The following is an 18,109-nucleotide window of genomic DNA, read 5'->3' on the forward strand; positions in this document are numbered from 1 at the left end:
GACGGCGAACACGATGGACGAGAGACCTATGACAGCGACCATGAATGCCGATACCGGACGCCAGCGGACACGCGCTGCCTTGTTTCTCGCGGTGGCGATGGCCGCGACCGTTGGTTCGGCGCTCGGTTTCCAGCACATCGGCGGCTACATACCCTGCCATCTCTGTCTGGAACAGCGCACCCCATATTACATCGGCGTGCCTTTGATGGTGCTGGCGGTGATCGCATCGATGCTGCGCGCACCGGCATGGCTGACGCGCGGCCTGCTGGCGATCGGCGGCCTCTTGATGCTCTACGGCCTTTATCTCGGCGTCTATCACTCCGGCGTCGAATGGGGCTGGTGGCAGGGTCCGGCCGATTGCACGGCGGGGGCCGGACCGGTCGACACCGGCGGCAAAGGCGTGCTCGACGCGCTCGACAAATTCGTGCCGCCCTCCTGCGACAAGGCCGCCTTGCGCATTCTCGGCCTGTCCCTGGCCGGCTGGAATGCCATCGCCAGCCTGATCCTCGCCGCCGTCGCCTTCCGCGGCGCTCTGTCTCGTGACTGACACAACAGCGCCGTCGCGAGATCATTCAAGAATTCGGCAGATTGAGTGACCCATTGTGGGTCGGAGGAGTGCCGGTCTGCTTGTGGGCGGCAGCATCGTTATCCGGCCGACCGCTCAGGATCAAACGTCCATGACACGATGCGGCGCTCGGTCGATATGCCTTCGCGGATTTTAGCGCACGAGGGAGCTCCGGCTGCTGCGCGACCCTCAAGCACCGATGGCGACGATGCGTGAAATCCTTTGTTGCCCCGTTGCCGCTCAGACCCAAAAAACGCTTCAGGCGCCCAGCCTGCCGAATTCTCGAACGGACTCAAGGCTCCAGTTCGACATCCCAGTAGAGATAATCCATCCAGCTTTCATGCAGATGGTTGGGCGGAAACAGCCGGCCGTTATTGTGCAGATCGTGCACGGTTGGCTGATACGGCTTCTGCAGAGGCCACATCTTTGCCTGCGACGGCATCATCCCGCCCTTCCTCAAATTGCAGGGCGAACAGGCGGCGACGACGTTCTCCCATGTCGTGGCACCGCCGCGATGGCGAGGGATGACATGGTCGAAGGTCAGGTCGTCGGGCGTGCTGCAATACTGGCACTGGAAACGATCGCGCAAGAAGACGTTGAAGCGGGTGAAGGCCGGATGCCTGGACGGCTTCACATAGGCCTTCAGGCTGACCACGCTCGGCAACTTCATCGAGAAGGTCGGTGAGGATACCGCATGCTCGTATTCGGCGACGATGTTCACCCGGTCGAGGAACACCGCCTTGATGGCATCCTGCCAGGACCAGAGCGACAAGGGGTAATAGCTGAGCGGACGGTAATCCGCATTCAGCACCAGCGCTGGAAGCCCATCCGGAGATACGGCAACCGTCACCTTGTTGACCTCCTTGGTTCGCACATGATCCCGAAAATCGAATTCGACTTTCGAAAAGGATCATGCGCTGCTTCAAAAGCCCGACCGTTCGGCGCGGATACTGTAAGCCCGACATGACAGGGATGTGAAGCGGATTGTCGCTCGCGCGCCGTGCCAAAAAACGTATGATTTTTATGCTTTTTTGCAAATTCAGGCCGGCGGTGCGGCGTCCCGGCCCCTGGTTTCGCGATAATAGGACCAGAAAAGCCGCGATGCGACACCTCGCCACGGGCTCCATGATTCGGCCAATGCGATCAGTGTTTTCTCCGCTGGACGCGGGTCGATGCCCAGCGCGCGGCCGACAGCGCTCTGCAGGGCGACATCGCGCGCCGGGAAAATATCGGGATGCCCGGCGGCAAACAACAGATACACTTCCGCCGTCCAGGGACCGATACCGGGCACAGCCGTCATCCTGGCGATTGCCTCCCCAGCGTCGAGCGAACAAAGGTGATGCAGGTCGAGCCCGTCGGCTACGGCCTGGGCGACCGCGACAAGGCCACGCTGCTTGGGCCGCGACAGGCCGGCCTCGCGAAACATGTCCTCGCCGGCGGCCAGGATCGCTTGCGGCGTCAGCGGATCGACCAGTTTCGTCAGCCGGCCGAAGATGGCATCGGCGCTGGCCCGCGACACCTGCTGCGAGACGATGATCGAGGCCAGGCTCCTGAAGCCGGGCTCCGAAAGCCTGAGCGGCACCTCGCCGGCCATGCCGCGCACTTTTTCCAGGCGCGGGTCGAGCGCGCAAAGTGCATCGAGCCCCTGCTCAACGTCGTCCACTGTCGCGATGCGCTGCATGATATCCTTGTCCGAAAATGTGCCGCAAAGTAGCAACGGCCAAAACCGCAGCACAACCCGATTGCCGCCTGAGACATGATGCTCCTGACATTCCGCTTCGCGCCCAGCCCCAACGGCGAACTGCATCTGGGCCACGCCTATTCGGCGCTGCTCAATCAGAAGCTGGCGATGCATATGGGCGGCCGCCTGCTGCTTCGTGTCGAAGACATCGACACCACGCGCTGCACGCCGGAGTTCGAGGCGGGCATGTTTGCCGACCTGAAATGGTTGGGCCTAGGCTGGGAAGAGCCGGTGCGCCGGCAATCCGAGCATTTCGCCGACTACGAAGCGGTGCTGGAACGGCTGATCCGCGAGGAACTGGTCTATCCCGCCTTCATGAGCCGTGGCGAGATCAGGGCTTTCATCGCCGGCAGCGAAAGGTGCGGACGCGAATGGCCGCGCGATCCCGACGGTGTGCCGCTCTATCCGCCGGCCGACAAGGCATTGCCGATGAAGGAACGCAAACGGCGCATCGCCGAGAATGCGCCTTTCGCCTGGCGGCTGGACGTCGGCGCCGCCATGGCGCGTGCCGGCAAGGACCTCACATGGGCCGAATTCACCGATGAGACGCTATCGGCGACGCGCCCGGTCGAAGCCCGTCCGCAGGACTGGGGCGACGTGATCGTGGCGCGCCGGGACATCGCGACCAGCTACCACCTCGCCGTCGTCATCGACGACGCGCTGCAAGGCGTCAGCCATGTCGTGCGCGGCCAGGACCTGTTTTCCGCGACCGGGGTGCAGCGTCTGCTCCAGGAGAGTCTGGGGTTACCACGGCCGGCCTATTTCCATCATCCGCTGATCCTCGGGCCGGACGGGCGAAAACTGTCGAAGAGCCTCAGGGATACCAGTCTGGTCGCCTTGCGCGAAGCCGGCGCTTCGCCGGACGATGTCAAAAGGATGGTCGGGTTTTGACCAGTACACCGTCAGGAGAAATGCTCTCCAGACGCGTGACCCGTTGAATTCCCGTGACGCATGGATCAATCGTTTCGTTTTGCGCGCCGGGTTGAACAGGACTAGAGCATCGTCACGGTTAATTCTCACCCAGCGCGGCGGTCCCCGGAAAATGTCCAGCCTCAAGCGGTTCATCCCCGCCACCTTCGTCGTCCTTTGGGCGACCGGCTTCATCGGCGCGCGTTACGCCATGCCTTGGGCGGAGCCATTCACCTTCCTCGCGGCGCGTTTCGTGCTGGCCGCCATCCTGCTGGCTGTCCTGATGCTGGTGCTTGGCTCGAAACCAGCCACCCGCACCGAGGCGCTGCATGCCACCGGCGCCGGCGTGCTGATGCATGGCGTCTACCTCGGCGCCGTCTTCTGGGCCATTCATAGGGGCATGCCGGCCGGTTTTTCGGCCCTGATCGTCGGCCTGCAGCCGCTGATCACCGCGATGCTCGCTGGCAAGTTTCTGGGCGAGGCCATCCTGCCGCGCCACTGGCTTGGCCTTGCTATCGGCCTTGTCGGCATCGTCATCGTGCTGTGGCCAAAACTCGGCGCGCTCGGCGGCGGCGTGACGGCGGCCACGCTGATCGCCTCCCTGGTCTCCGTGCTCGGCATGAGTGCCGGCACCATCTGGCAGAAGCGTTTTGCTTCCGGCGGCGACCTCGTGGCGGCCACCATGTGGCAATATGTCGGCGGCGCTTCGCTGATGATCCTGGCTTCGCTTGCCTTCGAAACACAAACCGTCGTCATCAATGGCGAATTGATCTTCGCCATGGCCTGGCTGCTGCTGGTGCTGTCGCTCGGCGCCATCTTCCTTCTGATGGTGATGATCCGCGACGGCGAGATGTCGAAAGTGGCGTCGTTGTTCTACCTCGTGCCGGCGGTGACGGCCATCATCGCCTGGGCCCTGTTCAACGAACAGCTCAACGCACTTCAGATCGCCGGCATGGCGATCACCACGTTCGGCGTTGGGCTGGCGACCGCCCGATCGGGCAAACTTCAACCGACCCGGGCGCGCGCCTCCAGATAGCGGCTGATCGCGGCGTTGAGCTCGCCGCCGAGGATGAAGATCGCCGAGACGATGTAGAGGAAAACCACCGCGATCATGATCGAGGCGAGACCGGCATAGGTCGTCACATAGGACGAGAAATGATCGAGATAGGTGGCAAACATCGTCGAGCCGATAAGCCATGCGGCCAGTGTGAAGATGATGCCGGGTATCAGCGATACGAAACGGCGCTTGCCGGCCGGCAGCCAGTAGTGGACGGCAAAAAGTCCGCCGATGATGACCGTTGAGGCAATGACGTAACGCCACAGCGTGCTCGTGCCCGTATAGGGTTTGATCCACTGGAAATGGGCTTCCGCCAGCCGCGCCAGCAGGGGCGCGAACACCAGGAGCACGCTGATAGCCAGGAACCCGGCGGTCGCGATCAGCACGAAGAAGATGCTCTGCACCCGGCGATAGATGATGCCGCGCGTCTCGGTGACCCGATAGGCGCGGTTGAGCGACGTGCGCAGCGCCTCGATGCCGTTGGAGGCAAAATAGGCGGCAAGCAGCACGCCATAAGTCAACAGGTCGGTGCGCCTGACAGTCAGCACGTTCAGCACCTCGCGCGCGATCGGCTTGGCGATTTGCTCCGGCCATGTGTCGAAGACCAGATGCACGGCTGTGTCGGCAAAGGCCTGGGCGCCGAGGAAGCTGGCCAGCGTCGTGGCGAAGATCAGGAACGGAAACAGCGCCATCAGCGAGGTGATCGCCAGATGGCTGGCCATCGCCCAGCCGTCATCGGTGTTGAAATGGCCGAGCGCGTCGTAGAGCACGCGGCGCAGGGCGACAATATTCCGCAGCAAGAAAGCGCGCTCCCTTCGATTGTCTCGACGCCGCGAATATGGGAAGGGAATGCGACAAATGGCAACCCTTCGTCAAACCTCGAATTCTCCAGCGGCAGAGTTGCGCACCATCATCGTCACCGGTGCCTCTTCCGGCATAGGCGCCTATTGCGCCCGTGCGTTGAAGGCCGAGGGCTGGCGGGTGTTCGCGACGGCGCGCAAGCCGCAAGACATCGCCGCGCTCGAAGCGGACGGCATCGAGGCCTTCTATCTCGATTACACTGAACCGGCATCGATCGCCGCCCTGGTGGCGGCAGTGCTCGACCGCACCAGCGGCAGGCTCGACGCGCTGTTCAACAACGGCGCCTACGCGCAGGCAGGCGCCGTCGAGGATCTGCCCGTTGCGGCGCTCAAGGAGCAGTTCGAGGCCAATTTCTTCGGCTGGCACGACCTGACCCGCCGTCTGGTTCCGGTGATGCGCCGCCAGGGCCACGGCCGCCTCGTCCATTGCTCGTCGATCCTGGGTCTCGTGCCGGTGCGCTTCCGCGGCGCCTATTCGGCGTCCAAACATGCCTTGGAGGCCTTGATGCTCTGCCAGCGCCAGGAACTGGCCGGCAGCGGCATCCATGTCTCGCTGATCGAGCCGGGGCCGGTGAAATCCAAGATCGCCAGCAATGGCCTGCCCTGGTTCCTCAGGAATATCGATCACGAGAATTCCGTGCATCGCGCCGACTATGCCGCGCAGCTGGAACGCATGCGCGCCGGCGGCAGCCAATCGGCACTGAAGCCCGGGCCGGAAGTGGTCCACAAGGTGCTTTGCCATGCACTTCTGTCGCGGCGCCCGCGCCCGCACTATGTGGTAACAATATCGGCCAAGATCGGGGCCATGCTCAAACGCATCCTGCCTGCCTCGATGCTCCACCGCCTGCTCGCCAAGCGCGCCTGAACAAGCAAAGAACTGGAAACACAAAATGGCTACTGCCTTCAACATCCTTGCCATTCTGGTCATGGCCGCCGTGGTGGTCGTGCTGATCAGGGGCCTCATCAACATGATGCGCGGCGGCTCCGGTGTGACCTCCAACAAGTTGATGCAGGCGCGCGTTCTGCTGCAGGCCGTGGCGCTGGCGCTGATCCTGCTGGCCGTGTATTTCACCCGCAAGTGAGGGCCTTCGGGAGGCGATGTGGTCAAGCTCAACAAGATCTACACCCGCACCGGCGATGACGGCACCACCGGGCTCGGCACTGGTGAGCGGCGGCTGAAATCCGATCTCAGGGTGGATGCGTATGGTACGGTCGACGAAGCCAATGCCTGCATCGGCATGGCTCGCGTGCATACCGCACAGAGCTATCAGGCGATCGACGCCATGCTTGCCCGCATTCAGAACGACCTTTTCGACCTCGGCGCCGATCTCGCCGTGCCTGATGACGGCAAGCCGCTTGGCTACGAGCCGCTGCGCATCGTTGCCGCCCAGACCAGCCGTGTCGAGCGCGACATTGACCTCCTCAACAAAGACCTTCGGCCGCTGAAATCCTTCGTGCTGAACGGCGGCACGCCGGCGGCGGCCGCCCTCCATCTTGCCCGCACCGTGGCCAGGCGAGCCGAGCGGCTGATGGTCGCCCTGGCTCAGGACCCGGCCGAACACGTCAACCGCGACGGGCTGAAATACATCAACCGCGTCTCGGATTTCCTGTTTGTCGCCGCCCGGGCGGTCAATGACAATGGAAATGCCGACGTGCTATGGGTTCCCGGCAGGAACCGCTGAACGGACTGAAAGGCGGGAGGAGGCCGACGACAATGTTCATCCCGCTTTACGACACCAACAGGCTGCGCCACATCAGGCTGCAATATGTGACGATCGGGCTGATTGTCGCCAACGCCGTGGTCTATTGCGCCGCGGCGCTCGGTGGCGAGAACTTCACCAATGCCGCCGTGCTTGGCCTCGGCTTCATCCCCTCCGTCGTTCACGACACGGCCGAGCTTGACCCTCGCTTTATCATCATCCCCGAGAGCCTGAGCTACCTCACCTACTCCTTCCTGCATGCCGACATTTTCCACCTCGGCGGCAACATGCTGTTCCTTTGGGTGTTCGGCGACAATGTCGAGGACGCGCTCGGCCACATCCGCTACCTGATCTTCTATCTCCTCTGCGCCATCGCCGGAGCCGCTTTCCAGGGGCTCATCGCCTGGGATTCGCAAGTGCCGCTGATCGGCGCCTCGGGCGCCATTGCCGGCGTGGTCGTCGCCTACCTGATCCTCTACCCCAGGGTGAAGGTGTGGGTGCTTGCCTTTGCCCGCATCCCCTTGCGTATTCCAGCCTTCATTCCGCTCATCCTGTGGGTGCTGTTCCAGGTCGTCATGTTCGCGGCCGGTGGAGAGGATCAAATCTCCTGGGCCTGCCACATCGGCGGCATCATTGCCGGCGCGGTCCTGGTGCTGGTCCTGCGCAGTCGCGGCGTGCCGCTGTTTGCCCCCGCTGACGAGGACGCCGTGGTTCCGACCCCCGAACAGCCGCCGGCCGTTGGCGAACCAGCGACACCCCAAACGTCCGTCACTGCGGCGCGCTGGGGCCGCGGAAACCCTTCTGGCCCGAACTGAACCGATTTGAGCAGCTTCCAGCGTATTGACGACAAGGGTTGCCACAATTACGGAAACGTCTCCGTCGCAGCCCAAGGCGGTTAAGGAGCAGCCGCAAGGCGGGCAAAGACCAGAATTTCCATCCGGCCAGAATTCCGTCTGGCCGGAATTCAGTCCGGAATGTCGGCTTTCGACAACTCAGAAAGGGCGCAGGCTGCTATAGCGCGCCCAACTAGCGTGAAGAGGTGACAGGCAAATGAAGATCCTTGTGCCCGTGAAGCGGGTTGTGGACGCGAATGTGAAGGTTCGCGTGAAGGCCGACGGTTCGGCGGTGGAACTCGCTAACGTCAAGATGGCGATGAACCCGTTCGACGAGATCGCCGTCGAGGAAGCGATCCGGATCAAGGAAGCCGGCAAGGCCGAAGAGATCATCGTCGTGTCGATCGGCCCGCAGCAGGCGCAGGAAACACTGCGCACCGCGCTCGCCATGGGCGCCGACCGCGCCATCCTGGTCAAGACCGACGAACAGACCGAGCCGCTCGGCGTCGCCAAGGTGCTGAAGGGCGTGGTCGAGGCGGAGAAGCCAGGCCTTGTCATTCTCGGCAAGCAGGCGATCGACGATGATTCCAACCAGACCGGCCAGATGCTGGCCGCCCTGCTTGGCTGGGCGCAGGGCACCTTCGCATCCAAGGTCGTGCTCGAGGGCGACCATGCCAAGGTGACGCGCGAAGTCGACGGCGGCTTGCAGACGGTGGAGTTGAAGATGCCGGTGATCGTCACCGCCGACCTTCGCCTCAACCAGCCGCGCTATGCCTCGCTGCCCAACATCATGAAGGCCAAGAAGAAGCCGCTCGACGAGAAGTCGCCCGCCGACTACGGCGCCGACGTCACGCCGCGCCTCAAGGTCATCAAGACCGAGGAGCCGGGCGGCCGCAAGGCGGGCGTCAAGGTCAAGAGCGTCGCCGAACTGGTCGACAAGCTCAAGAACGAAGCCGGCGTGCTGTAAGGCTGGGAAGGGATAAAAAGATGGCAATTCTCCTCATCGCAGAACACGACAACGCAACGCTTTCCGACCAGACCGCCAAGGCACTTTCGGCTGCGCTGCAGATCGGCTCGGACGTTCATGTGCTGGTGGCCGGCAAAGGCGCCAAGGCTGCTGCCGACGCAGCCGCGAAACTGAAGGGCGTGAGCAAGGTGCTGCTCGCCGAAGCCGACGAGCTCGCCGAGCGCCTGGCTGAGCCGACGGCGGCACTGGTCGTCTCGCTGGCTGGCGCCTACGACACGATCATCGCGCCGGCGACGTCCGCGGGCAAGAACGTCGCGCCGCGCGTCGCGGCCCTGCTCGATGTCGCGCAGGTCTCCGAGATCATCGAAGTGGTCTCGCCGGATACCTTCAAGCGGCCGATCTATGCCGGCAACGCAATCCAGACGGTGCAGTCGAGCGACGCCAAGAAGGTGATCACCGTGCGCACCGCCTCCTTCCAGGCGGCACCCGAGGGTGGCTCGGCTTCGGTCGAGACGGTTCATGCGGCTGCCAACCCCGACCTGTCCACCTTCGTCGAGAACAAGCTGTCGGAGACCGACCGTCCGGAGCTGACCTCGGCCAAGATCATCATCTCGGGCGGCCGTGCGCTCGGTTCCTCGGAAAAATTCCAGGAAGTCATCCTGCCGGTCGCCGACAAGCTCGGCGCCGCCGTCGGTGCTTCCCGCGCCGCCGTCGACGCCGGCTATGCGCCGAACGACTGGCAGGTCGGCCAGACCGGCAAGGTCGTCGCCCCCGATCTCTACATTGCGGTCGGCATCTCCGGCGCCATCCAGCACCTCGCCGGCATGAAGGACAGCAAGGTCATCGTCGCCATCAACAAGGACGAGGAAGCGCCGATCTTCCAGGTTGCCGACTACGGCCTCGTCGGCGACCTCTTCGTCATCCTGCCGGAGTTGCAGAAGGCACTTTGACGCTTCCGCGCAACCGTATTAAATTGCCAGGGGTGGGGTAGACGAAGTCGCCCCACCCTTTTAGTTTGCACCGCACAATAAGCAGGCCACAAAGGCTGAGAGCAATTCCAGCGGCAGTGCGCAGGTTTTTTGCGCCGGGAATTGCGGGAAAACAAAGAGATGGGGCGGTTCGCGATTCTGGCGAGAAACGCTCCGGACGGGATCGGGTAATGAGCAAGATCGAGACGATCGGCATCATTGGTGCGGGCCAGATGGGCGGCGGCATAGCGCACGTCTCCGCGCTTTCGGGTTACAAGGTTCTGATCTACGATATATCGCCCGACCGTATCGAGAAGGGCATCGCCACCATCAGCGGCAACATGGCCCGTCAGGTGGGGTCCGGCAAGCTCGACGAGAAGCTCCGTAATGAGGCCATGGCACGCATCGCGTCGGCGCCGACGATGGCCGATCTTGCCGGCGCCGATCTGGTGATCGAGGCGGCGACCGAGGACGAAACCGTCAAGCGCAAGATCTATGCGCAGCTCTGCCCGCAGCTTAATCCCGAAGCGATTCTGGCGACCAACACCTCGTCGATCTCGATCACGCGGCTAGCAGCGCAGACCGACCGGCCGGAGCGGTTCATCGGCATACACTTCATGAACCCTGTTCCGCTGATGAAGCTGGTCGAACTGGTGCGCGGCATCGCCACCGAGGACCAGACCTTCGAGGCGGCGAAGACCTATGTGAAGCAGCTCGACAAGACGATCACGGTCTCGGAGGATTTCCCGGCCTTTATCGTCAATCGCATCCTTCTGCCGATGATCAACGAGGCGATCTACACCCTCTATGAGGGCGTCGGCTCGGTCGATGCCATCGACACCGCCATGAGACTCGGCGCCAACCATCCGATGGGACCGCTGCAGCTTGCCGATTTCATCGGCCTCGATACCTGCCTGTCGATCATGCAGGTGCTGCATGACGGCCTGTCGGATTCGAAGTACCGTCCCTGCCCGCTGCTGGTCAAATATGTCGAGGCCGGCTGGCTCGGCCGCAAGACCGGACGCGGCTTCTACGACTATCGCGGCGAGCACCCCGTTCCGACGCGCTGACGCGTCCGGTCACGAGGCCGCGGCGAGCGGCTTGGGTGGTTCTGACCTGTCGTCGGCGGTTTTGCCGTCGGGTGCCACGCAAACGCATCCGCGCCCGGCCGCCTTGGCCGCATAGCAGGCGGTATCGGCCCTCGCGATGATCTCGTCGACTTCGCCGCAATTGGCGCAGATCGCCGTCAGCCCGATGCTGGCGCCGATCGCGTGCGGCCGGCCTTCCCAGGTGAAGTTGAGGCCGGCTATCGCATCGATGATGGAACGCGCCGCGAGCCGCGCGTCAGCGGCAGAACCGGACTTCAGGATAACAGCGAATTCGTCGCCACCCAGACGCGCGACGATGTCTTCAGAACCAAGCACGCCGCGCACTGCCTCCGCGACCCGCTTCAGCAGGGCGTCTCCGGCAGCGTGACCGCCCGTGTCGTTGACCAGCTTGAAATGGTCAAGGTCGATGAACATGAACTGATGGCGGTCCCCGGCCATCGTGCCGTCCTTGCGCGCCTGATCGACCAATCCCTCCATTGCGCGGATGAAGCTCGAGCGGTTGGCGAGCCCGGTGAGCGCATCGTGCGCGGCGGCATGGGCAAGCTGGCGCTGCAGGGCGCGCGCATCGGTGAAGTCCTGGAAGACGATCACCAGCCCGCCGAATTCGTTGCGCTCGTTGATGATCGGCGACACAACCTGGCGGATGCTGCAGCGTGTGTCGTCGCGCCGGATGAGGACCGCGCGGCTGTTCTGGTCGGAGCGCGCCTCTTCGCCTGTCACGGGCCGCGTCATGCCGATCCTGTGGCCGGTCTCCTCGTCGACTGCCCAATAGACGTGGCTCAGCGTCTTGCCGAGTGCCTCGTCGCCGGAAACGCCGGTCAGCTTTTCGGCCACCGGGTTCATGAAGGTGACGCGGTTCGCGGCATCGGTGCAGATGACCGCATCGCCGATCGATTGCAGCGTCACCCTCAGCCGTTCCTTCTCGTCGGCCAGCATCGCCGCCGAGACGATGAGCCGTTCTTCGGCCTGCTTGCGCCGGGTGATGTCGGTCAAGCTGCCGATCGCTCTGATCAGCTGTCCGTCCGCATCGCGCTCGATGGCCTTGCCGCGGTCGAGAATCCAAACCCAGCGGCCATCCTTGTGGCGCATCCTGAACTCGGCCTCGAAAAATTCCGTCTGGCCATCGAGATGGGCGCGATCAGCCTCCGCGACCGCGGCGCGGTCGTCGGGATGGATCATCGTCAGCCAGCGATCGGGGTCGCCATCAAGCTCGCCATCCCCATAACCCAGCATCTTGACCCAGGTGGGGGAATAGGTGGTGCCCCCCTTGCGCATGTCGAAATCCCAGACACCTTGACCGGCGCCAGCCAGCGCGAAATTCCAGCGCGTTTCCGCCTCCGTGATGCGCGCCTCGGCCTGCTTGCGCGCGTCGATGTCCTCGATCTGCGAAACGAGATAGAGCGGCCGGCCGCTTTTCTCGTCTCGGATGACGGAGCCGGCAAGATTGGCCCAAATGGGCGCGCCATCCTTTTTGAGGTAACGCTTCTCGAATTGGAAGGCGGTGACCGTGCCAGCTCTCATGCTTTCCATGGTTTCCCACCCGAGATGCAAATCGTCGGGATGCGTGATCTGGAAGAAGGTCAGCGCCTCGATTTCCTCTCGGCTATAGCCAAGCATGGCGGCGAAAGCTGGGTTGGTCTGGAGAATACGCCCATCGAGGCTGACGATGGCGATGCCGATGGCCGAATCTTCCATGGCTCGGCGGAACCGCTGCTCGCTCTCCGCAATCTGCCGCCGGTCATCAGAGATGCGCGTGATGAACAGATAGGCCAGGAAAAGCGCGCAGACCGTAACCGCGACCGATATTTGAAGGCAAAGTCTGAATGCTTCCGCGCCAAGGTCCAGCCTTGACGGCACAAGCGAGGCGGCCACCACGGCAAAGCCGGCCACAAGCAGCGCCAGAGCTGCATGCTTGTACTGTCCCGGCCCGATGATACTTCGCAATGTCACGATTTATGCCACCCCCGTGTGCAATCGCTTTTTTCCGTTAAGACCCTCAAGGATCGGTTTTAAGGAAAGGTTGCGACCGGGGCATCGGCGACATGGGAAACCGGCAAACAATTGCCGGCATGATTAAGGACCGGTATTGACGGGGTGTGGGCGCGGGTATCCTGTTACCATCGCACGAAAAACCGCCCGCCGAGCGCGCCGAGCAAAGCGAGGGCCGCGATGGCGATCGTGTACCAGGTGGCAACGAAAAGCGGCGAATCGTCGAAGCAGTGCGCTGCATAGAAGGTCGCCGCCAGCCCGCCGGCAAGCAGCCCCGCGACGGTGCCGGCAAGCACCGGCCGGGTAGGCGCACCATAGCGCAGCATCCACAGGAAGATGGCCAGCGGGCCGATGCCGATCAGCGGGATGAAGCTCATGCAGATCATCATGTTCGATCCGATCATGCGCGTGCCCCATAGCGCCTGCGGCACCATGAAGAGTTCCAGCACCACGGCCACCGCGACCAGCAGCGGCGCGGCGATCATCGCCGCCATTGCCCGGCCTGTCGCCGCACCCGGCGTCGACAGGGCACGGATCAGGGCGAAGGCGCTGATGGCGAGCACGACGGTGAAAACAAACTTGGACAGGAAGCGGATCGTATGCGCGGCAACCATGAAGTCGGGGCGCGGCCCGATTGTCATCATGAAAACAGCGGCCGCGGCGACGACGGCCGCACCGGCCGCCAGCCACCAGGCCGAACGCAATGGCATCGCCTTGCTGCGAGCATCGGCGTCGAGCGCCTTGATGAGATCGTCGGTTTTCATGTCATTCCCGTCCGAACCGCCCCTGTCCGAATCGCTCCTGGCCGAATCGCTTGGCTATGGCGGTAAGTCCCCGGTGCAGCGACACACGCACCGCCGTCTCGCTGATGCCGAACTTCGCCGCTGTCTCACCGATGGAACGGCCCTCCACGGACACGGCCGAAACCACGGACCGCTGAGCCGGCGGCAGCCCGTCGAGCGCCCGGTTGATGTCGCGCTCGCTGACCGTCTCGGTTTCCGGCTCGGCGAAAGTCTCGGCGATGTCGTCGACATCGATTTCGATGCGCCGCCCGCGTCGCCGGAATGCATCGATCAGCTTGAAACGGGCAATCGCATAGACCCACGGCAGCACCGGCGCGTCCTGGCGCCAGGTGTGTCGTTTGACATGAATGGCCAGCAAGGTTTCCTGCACGACATCCTCGGGATCGACCCCGCCCTGCACGATCTTGCGCCTGACAAAGCCGCGGATCAGCGCGGCAATCCGGTGGAGAAAGTCGGCATAGGCCTTTTCATCTCCCGCGATCGCGGCCCGCATCAGCCGGGAAAATTCGGCCTCGTCCTTGCCGCTCACAAGAGTTCACTCCCCGATCTTCGCGCCTCGGCACTGATTTGTTACGTGGCCGGCGAAATAATGTCCAAGCCAAACTACGGGCAAATCACGAAAGTTTGCGGGAGGGCGCCGCGAAATTCCCTGACGGTTTCCCTGGTTCCCGGCCCGTGCATTGGGAACGGCGCGGACCAAGCCTTGATTGACGTAAGGTAAACCCTTCTGTAGCGTCAAGGATCGGAGGGAGGCCGAAATGGATTTCATTGAACGCATTTTTGGATTTTCTCCCGACAATGGCTCGGGAACTTTCGAGGGCAGCCTTGTCATTGCGGCCATAGTCTTTGTCGCAGCCATCTACTTCTACAGAAGACGGGGATCACTGAAGAAATAGCCGGGAGAACCGGCGGGGATACGTCGCCAGGAAAACACTACCGTTGCGTCCTCTCAGCGTGGGAAACACGACATGGCAGGATCTCTGGTCAACCACGTCAGAACCGCGGCACTGCTGTTGTTCGCCGCCGAATTCTGGAAGCGTCTTGCCGTCGGGCTGAAGGTGCTGTTTGCGACGATTCGCATGCTGCTGTGCCGGTTGGCCAAGCGCCAGCGGCTGCCGAGCCCTGCGCAGAACGGTTGCTGTATCCAGCTGCCGCCCGACATCTACAAGCGCGCCGATCCTCTTCTCTATGCCCAGTACTATCTGATGGCGCAGGGTCTCGCGGTCACTTGGGACAATCCCGACATCGACATTTTCGACGGCGCCGCGCCAGTCACCGGTGCGCTGCAGCCCTCTCGCACCTATCGCGTTCGCGTGCGTGTCTGGAACGGGTCCTATGATGCGCCGGCCGTCGGCGTCGGGGTGGCGCTGTCCTACCTGTCCTTCGGCGCACAGACCGTTTCCCGTCCGATCGCCAACGTCGCCGTCAATCTCGGGGCCAAGGGCACGATCGATTGCCCTGCCTATGCCGAATTCAGTTGGACCACGCCCGCCACCGGCGGCCATTACTGCCTGCAAGCACAGCTTTCCTGGGGCGATGACGCCAACCCCGGCAACAACCTCGGCCAGAAGAACGTCAACATTGCCGAGATGCGCTCACCGGCAAAGTTCTCCTTCAGCGTCCGCAACGAGGCCTCGGTCGTCCGGCGTTTCCAGATCGAGGCGGACTGCTACGGCCTGCCGAAGCTGCAACCATGTACCCCGCCACGCGGCCAAGGTCGAGACGAACGCACGGACACCCCGCAGCCGAGGCTCGCGGAGAGCAAGGCGCGCTGGGCCAAGGCGCTGGAGGAACAGGCCTATGGCCGGTTTCCCGTTCCCGATGACTGGTCGGTCAGGATCGTTCCAAGAACGCTTTCACTGCAGCCGCGCCAGATAACCGAGATCACCGTCGAGATCGAACCGAGGGACGCCGCCTTCCGTGGCTCAAAGGCCTTCAACGTCCATGTCTTCACGATCGGCGAAAGCGGATCACGCACCTTGACCGGCGGCGTGACGCTCATCGCCACGAAAGGCTGAGGCGCTCCGATGGCCTACAAGCACTATACGAGCTGCTTTCTCTATCCGGCCGGTGGCAAGCCCTACAATGAGGCCGACCGACTGGCTTTCCTCGCCGGCCAGGCGCTGCAGATCATCGTCATCACCGGGCTGGCGGCCGCCTTCGGCTTGCTGCTGGGGCCGGTCGGCGCAGCACTTGCCGCGGCAATCGCGTTTCTGGCGTCCGCCACCGCGACGATCGACAAGGCCGCCGGGGAATGGCTCAACCATCGCCTGGTCTGTCTCGACAAGGACAATCCGAAGTGCGCCGTCGGCATCGTCTCCTACAATCCGTTCCGCAGCGATCTCGGCGCCTTCGACAACGACCAGTATTTCGACGTCATACTGATGCCGCATCCGACGACTGAAATTCTCAACGCCGAAACCAATGAGGCGGCTTTGGCCGCCGCTAATCGCTACAATGGCGACGGCACCGTCGTCGCGGAATTCGCCGCCAACATCACGGCCCATCCGGCGAACGACATTCTCAATGATGGCTTTCAGGGTCATGAACTGCTGTTGCCGCGCGATGACCTGAAGGCGGATCTGGGCTACGCACCCGCCGACGATCATGCCCGCTGGGCCCTGCACTGCGAGGCCGAGGGTGACTTCTGGATCAAGATGCGCCAGTGGGCGCCGGCCATCATCATCCTGCTGACGGCGGCTCTGGTCGTCACGGCGGCCGCGGCGGCCGCCGGCGCCAGTGTTGGGGCGGCTGTCGGCTGCGCCATAGGGTCGTTCTTCCTGGGTGCGCTGGGCTGCGCCATCGGCTCGTTCCTGGGAGGATTGCTCGGAGCGGCCATTGGCGGCGCCATCGGCGGAGCGGCGTCCTATTTCGGCGGGGTCAAGCCGGTCCTGCAGGGACTGTTCAACTGGAATCCCGGCAATGTCGAGGACGCCAATGTCGGCGACAAGGCGCTCGGCCCCATCAGGATGGGCGATCATGTCGCCGTCCTCGGCGAACATGTCTATGACGGCTATCACAAGGGCTGGCACGAATTTCATCCGCTGATGGCGGTGGTCAAATTCGATGCGGCGGCCGGTGTCGACGCAAGACACTATCTTCAGTGGAATCCGGATTTTCCCGACACGGGGGAGGTCCCGCCCAAACCGCCAGGCGAGGCCATCGACCTCACCGCGCAGGATATGCGTGACGGGCTTGGCAGCGCCGCGTTTAGGACACGCTGCGAGAATCTGCGCAGAACGTGGTGCGCCATGCTGAACGAAGCGTTCGATCCGGAGACCAAACGAGCACAGCAGGGCCTGGACCAGCGCTGGACCATTCATCCGATGGTCGATGGTTGCATTCTGCAGGAGCAGCCACCAGCACCGCATGTCGGATGATCCATCAGCGTCCGATACGCGAAACCGTGATGGCGCCGATTGCCTTTTAATCTTGACTAACCCATTCATGAATTGATACTCGGACGCACCCGCAGTGCGGGCAACCCCGAGGAGTACCTTATGAAATCCCCCCTTCTTGCCCTGGCCAGCGTAGCGGCGCTTGCAATCAGCCTGGCCGCCGGTCCGGCGACGGCCGAAGATGCCGGCATCATCGTCTATAACGCCCAGCATGAAAGCCTGGCCAAGGATTGGGCCGAAGGGTTCACCAAGGAAACCGGCATCAAGGTTACCTTGCGCAATGGCGGCGACAGCGACTTCTCCAACCAGATCGTCGCCGAAGGCGCCTCCTCGCCCGCCGACGTGTTTCTGACGGAAAATTCGCCGGCCATGGTGCTGGTCGAGAATGCCGGCCTGTTCGCGCCGGTCGACGCCGACACGCTCGCACAGGTCCCGCAGGACTATCAGGCCGCCAGCGGCAAATGGGTGGGCGTGGCCGCGCGCAGCACCGTCTTTGCCTACAATACGACCAAGCTCAAGGCCGACCAGTTGCCCAAGTCGATGCTCGACCTCGCCGACCCGAGTTGGAAGGGCCGCTGGGCGGCCTCGCCTTCTGGCGCCGATTTCCAGGCTATTGTCAGCGCATTGCTGCAGCTCAAGGGCGAGGCCGCCACGGCCGATTGGCTGAAGGCGATGAAGGCGAACTTCACCGCCTACAAGGGTAACAGCACGGTGATGAAGGCGGTCAATGCCGGCGAGATCGAAGGCGGCGTGATCTACCACTATTACTATTTCGGCGATCAGGCCAAGACCGGCGAAAACTCCAAGAACGTCGCGCTGCACTATTTCAAGAACCAGGATCCGGGCGCTTTCGTATCGGTCTCCGGCGGCGGCGTGCTGGCCTCGAGCAAGCACCCCAAGGAAGCTCAGGCCTTCCTGAAATGGGTGACCGGCAAGGGTGGCCAGGACGTGCTGAAGAACGGAACCTCCTTCGAATACGCGGTCGGCAAGGGTGCGCAGTCCAATCCGAAGCTGGTGCCACTGGTCGACCTGCAGGCGCCGAAGGTCGACGCCGCGACGCTGAACTCCAAGAAGGTCACCGACCTGATGACCGCAGCCGGCTTGCTTTAGTCGTCGTTCTTCCTAATAAGGACGTCAAACCGTGCTCCTGCGGGAATTCACCTTCCGCGGGAGCGTTTTGTTCCGAGATGCATTCGTCCATGACGACACG

General features: G+C 63.1%; 20 protein-coding genes. 14 read left to right on the forward strand and 6 right to left on the reverse strand.

Annotation, left to right across the window (positions count from 1 at the left end; translation table 11 throughout):
* Window positions 1-28 precede the first annotated feature (28 nt).
* Window positions 29-547: a disulfide bond formation protein B gene (locus tag FJ492_RS09180; protein ID WP_027143452.1), complete on the forward strand. Its 519-nt coding sequence runs from the start codon at window positions 29-31 to the stop codon at window positions 545-547.
* Window positions 548-857: 310 nt separating this feature from the next.
* Here the strand turns inward: FJ492_RS09180 and FJ492_RS09185 are convergent, their stop codons facing one another.
* Both FJ492_RS09185 and FJ492_RS09190 read right to left on the reverse strand, forming a co-directional pair.
* A complete protein-coding gene (locus FJ492_RS09185; RefSeq protein WP_027143453.1) occupies window positions 858-1,415 on the reverse strand; it encodes an HNH endonuclease in 558 nt (185 codons plus the stop codon).
* Window positions 1,416-1,604: 189 nt separating this feature from the next.
* Window positions 1,605-2,246, reverse strand: coding sequence for a DNA-3-methyladenine glycosylase (locus tag FJ492_RS09190; RefSeq protein ID WP_140503231.1), 642 nt, complete (start codon window positions 2,244-2,246; stop codon window positions 1,605-1,607).
* 75 nt (window positions 2,247-2,321) lie between these two features.
* Here FJ492_RS09190 and gluQRS point away from each other — a divergent pair, with 75 nt between their 5' ends.
* Together gluQRS and FJ492_RS09200 are read left to right on the forward strand one after the other, a co-directional pair.
* Window positions 2,322-3,197 carry a tRNA glutamyl-Q(34) synthetase GluQRS gene (gene gluQRS, locus FJ492_RS09195; protein WP_140769614.1) on the forward strand — a complete coding sequence of 292 codons (876 nt, stop codon included), beginning with the start codon at window positions 2,322-2,324 and terminating at the stop codon, window positions 3,195-3,197.
* A 151-nt stretch (window positions 3,198-3,348) separates the two neighbouring features.
* Window positions 3,349-4,251 (forward strand): EamA family transporter, encoded by a 903-nt coding sequence (locus tag FJ492_RS09200; RefSeq protein ID WP_140769616.1) that lies wholly within the window; start codon window positions 3,349-3,351, stop codon window positions 4,249-4,251.
* On the opposite strand, the gene FJ492_RS09205 is transcribed toward FJ492_RS09200, so the two are convergent.
* Window positions 4,221-5,072: a YihY/virulence factor BrkB family protein gene (locus FJ492_RS09205; RefSeq protein ID WP_140503237.1), complete on the reverse strand. Its 852-nt coding sequence runs from the start codon at window positions 5,070-5,072 to the stop codon at window positions 4,221-4,223. The two genes, FJ492_RS09200 and FJ492_RS09205, sit on opposite strands and share 31 nt — an antisense overlap.
* Before the next feature lie 58 nt (window positions 5,073-5,130).
* On the opposite strand from FJ492_RS09205, the gene FJ492_RS09210 reads away from it, so the two are divergent.
* From FJ492_RS09210 to FJ492_RS09240, 7 genes are all read left to right on the forward strand, one after another.
* Window positions 5,131-5,997 carry an SDR family oxidoreductase gene (locus FJ492_RS09210; protein WP_140747852.1) on the forward strand — a complete coding sequence of 289 codons (867 nt, stop codon included), beginning with the start codon at window positions 5,131-5,133 and terminating at the stop codon, window positions 5,995-5,997.
* 25 nt (window positions 5,998-6,022) lie between these two features.
* Window positions 6,023-6,214, forward strand: coding sequence for a twin transmembrane helix small protein (locus FJ492_RS09215; RefSeq protein WP_015315567.1), 192 nt, complete (start codon window positions 6,023-6,025; stop codon window positions 6,212-6,214).
* Window positions 6,215-6,232: 18 nt separating this feature from the next.
* A complete protein-coding gene (locus FJ492_RS09220; protein ID WP_140503241.1) occupies window positions 6,233-6,814 on the forward strand; it encodes a cob(I)yrinic acid a,c-diamide adenosyltransferase in 582 nt (193 codons plus the stop codon).
* A gap of 32 nt (window positions 6,815-6,846) precedes the next feature.
* Entirely contained in the window at window positions 6,847-7,647 is an 801-nt protein-coding gene (locus FJ492_RS09225; RefSeq protein ID WP_140769618.1) for a rhomboid family intramembrane serine protease, read from the forward strand.
* 235 nt (window positions 7,648-7,882) lie between these two features.
* On the forward strand, window positions 7,883-8,632 hold the full coding sequence (locus FJ492_RS09230; protein ID WP_027143462.1) for an electron transfer flavoprotein subunit beta/FixA family protein: 750 nt from the start codon (window positions 7,883-7,885) through the stop codon (window positions 8,630-8,632).
* Window positions 8,633-8,652: 20 nt separating this feature from the next.
* Window positions 8,653-9,582, forward strand: coding sequence for an electron transfer flavoprotein subunit alpha/FixB family protein (locus tag FJ492_RS09235; protein ID WP_140769620.1), 930 nt, complete (start codon window positions 8,653-8,655; stop codon window positions 9,580-9,582).
* 209 nt (window positions 9,583-9,791) lie between these two features.
* Window positions 9,792-10,670, forward strand: coding sequence for a 3-hydroxybutyryl-CoA dehydrogenase (locus FJ492_RS09240; RefSeq protein WP_140503248.1), 879 nt, complete (start codon window positions 9,792-9,794; stop codon window positions 10,668-10,670).
* Between the two features lie 9 nt (window positions 10,671-10,679).
* On the opposite strand, the gene FJ492_RS09245 is transcribed toward FJ492_RS09240, so the two are convergent.
* The 3 genes from FJ492_RS09245 to FJ492_RS09255 all read right to left on the reverse strand — a co-directional run bounded on the left by FJ492_RS09245 (window position 10,680) and on the right by FJ492_RS09255 (window position 14,030).
* Window positions 10,680-12,659, reverse strand: a complete 1,980-nt coding sequence (locus FJ492_RS09245; protein WP_140769622.1) for a PAS domain S-box protein — start codon at window positions 12,657-12,659, stop codon at window positions 10,680-10,682.
* 164 nt (window positions 12,660-12,823) lie between these two features.
* Window positions 12,824-13,462: an NrsF family protein gene (locus tag FJ492_RS09250; RefSeq protein ID WP_140503252.1), complete on the reverse strand. Its 639-nt coding sequence runs from the start codon at window positions 13,460-13,462 to the stop codon at window positions 12,824-12,826.
* A 1-nt stretch (window position 13,463) separates the two neighbouring features.
* Entirely contained in the window at window positions 13,464-14,030 is a 567-nt protein-coding gene (locus FJ492_RS09255; protein WP_140769624.1) for a sigma-70 family RNA polymerase sigma factor, read from the reverse strand.
* A gap of 229 nt (window positions 14,031-14,259) precedes the next feature.
* Between FJ492_RS09255 and FJ492_RS28685 the strand changes: the two genes are divergently transcribed.
* The 4 genes from FJ492_RS28685 (at window position 14,260) to FJ492_RS09270 (ending at window position 18,009) form a co-directional block, all read left to right on the forward strand.
* On the forward strand, window positions 14,260-14,397 hold the full coding sequence (locus FJ492_RS28685; protein WP_181165921.1) for a hypothetical protein: 138 nt from the start codon (window positions 14,260-14,262) through the stop codon (window positions 14,395-14,397).
* 72 nt (window positions 14,398-14,469) lie between these two features.
* Complete coding sequence (locus tag FJ492_RS09260; RefSeq protein ID WP_140769626.1) at window positions 14,470-15,519, forward strand: hypothetical protein; 1,050 nt, start codon at window positions 14,470-14,472, stop codon at window positions 15,517-15,519.
* A 9-nt stretch (window positions 15,520-15,528) separates the two neighbouring features.
* Window positions 15,529-16,881, forward strand: coding sequence for a hypothetical protein (locus FJ492_RS09265; protein ID WP_140769628.1), 1,353 nt, complete (start codon window positions 15,529-15,531; stop codon window positions 16,879-16,881).
* A 120-nt stretch (window positions 16,882-17,001) separates the two neighbouring features.
* Window positions 17,002-18,009: an iron ABC transporter substrate-binding protein gene (locus FJ492_RS09270; RefSeq protein WP_140503260.1), complete on the forward strand. Its 1,008-nt coding sequence runs from the start codon at window positions 17,002-17,004 to the stop codon at window positions 18,007-18,009.
* Window positions 18,010-18,109 lie beyond the last annotated feature (100 nt).

It is taken from the genome of Mesorhizobium sp. B2-5-4 (genome assembly GCF_006441095.1).
Taxonomy (GTDB): domain Bacteria; phylum Pseudomonadota; class Alphaproteobacteria; order Rhizobiales; family Rhizobiaceae; genus Mesorhizobium; species Mesorhizobium salmacidum.